The organism is Moorena sp. SIO4A1 (assembly GCF_010672065.1).
Lineage (GTDB): Bacteria > Cyanobacteriota > Cyanobacteriia > Cyanobacteriales > Coleofasciculaceae > Moorena.
Map to the genome: position 1 here is coordinate 1 of NZ_JAAHHX010000674.1, position 1520 is coordinate 1520.

Here is a 1520-nt window from a genome sequence, read left to right on the forward strand (position 1 = left end):
TACCAAAACCATTTCCCAGATAGTCTCAACAACTATCTGGGGATTAAAGGGAATTAACGAGGATAACCCAAATTGATCAATTTAGGCTATCGAGTGATCAATCATCTTTTGCCTCTTTAACTAACTTGGTTATCGCTTCGATAGTTGTTTTTAATAACACGGCTAAGGCAAAAATTATGCCAACCGCTATTGCACCTTCCTTCAGGGGGGTAGGTAGCCCGGCATTACCTGAAGGTGTAGGGAGAGTTGATGGAACACCTTCAGTAGCAACAACCTGGCTAATCTCCACGGGGATAGTTAGCTCGCCAGGAGGTATATCGGGAGTTGATGCACCTGTTGATGTAGCAACAACCTGGCTAACTTCCACATTGAAATCGGGATTTTGATATGCTACCATGGGCTATTATAAGCTCTTTAAGAGCCGTGTTAATGTTGTTAGTTGTTAGAAGGACAGCAGCCAGAACCGGCCTGCGAAACTGAGTCTGGCTGAGTCTTTCTAGTATTAAAATCTCGCACTACTCCACCTACATGGCAACGATGCAAAATACAGCAAATCACACAGATACACTGTGGTAGAGCTACCAATGACTACCTTCATTGAAGGCTAAAATGCTTCTCCACTTCCCTGGTTCCTATAATCAGTAGCCGGTAATGGCGATAGTCTCACCGATGGTTGTGTTTGCCTAGCCTTCCACAAGGGTAGACGAGTCAGTGGTGTGATTCACTAGCTTAGTTTAAATACCTCTTACATCGACCATTTCCAGATTAGGAGCATTACCAATCGCTGCGAATCAGAATGAGTCTATGGTTAGATTCAATCAGATTCAAAAAAATATGTCATGCGAATAGCTTCGAGATATATGAATCGTATCTCGAAGTATTTTATTATGTCAAGTAATTTTCAGAAGAAATTTTTTAAAACCACCTTCACGATCTATGATACTTCCTATTTACTAGCTTTTCCGCAAAAATCGTGAATTGTGTTACAAAAATTTACACTTACAGAAAGTTGATTCCTATTGACAGGCGATCGCTTCAACATCAAACTAATCTTTAAATCGAATTGTCCCCACTTATCTGGGGATAAATATTAGCTTGTCAAACCCCAGGGTAAACCCATCTTATTGTCAAATGCCTACTGGATATAAAATTCATAGGATAAGTATTTTTGCTTATGAATTTTGAACTCTTTGTCTTGATGGCGTCGCGAATGGGGTAAACCACGCCAGTTGCTCATGGGAGGGACCCCAAGACCGCACTGGCTCCCCTTTGGCGGCGCTGCATCACTACCAATTCTCCGAGTGCTCCCCTTACTTAGAGCCTTTTGATAGCAACCCCTGCAGCTCAAATGCTGGTACATTAGCCAGTTCCTTCGGTTCTAATTTATACATCCCTCCACCATAAACTCTCCCTTCAGCAACCATAGCTTTCCCAGTAATCTGGTTAAGCGCTTCTATCAGCAATTTGTCCAAGTTGGGATTTTGGTTTATGGCGTTTTCCAAATCTGGCTTGGGGTAGAG

Annotated in this window: 1 protein-coding gene and 1 pseudogene; both read right to left on the reverse strand. The window is 42.2% G+C overall.

The window, feature by feature from the left end:
* Window positions 1-97: 97 nt before the first annotated feature.
* Window positions 98-397 (reverse strand): hypothetical protein, encoded by a 300-nt coding sequence (locus F6K53_RS41820; RefSeq protein ID WP_293086324.1) that lies wholly within the window; start codon window positions 395-397, stop codon window positions 98-100.
* Between the two features lie 913 nt (window positions 398-1310).
* Window positions 1311-1520, reverse strand: a pseudogene (locus F6K53_RS41825) (SAM-dependent DNA methyltransferase); the annotation flags it as partial.

Excerpts from the sequence above, each read along its gene's own strand:
- F6K53_RS41820 (WP_293086324.1), bottom strand. The coding sequence starts at position 397 with ATGGTAGCATATCAAAATCCCGATTTCAATGTGGAAGTTAGCCAGGTT.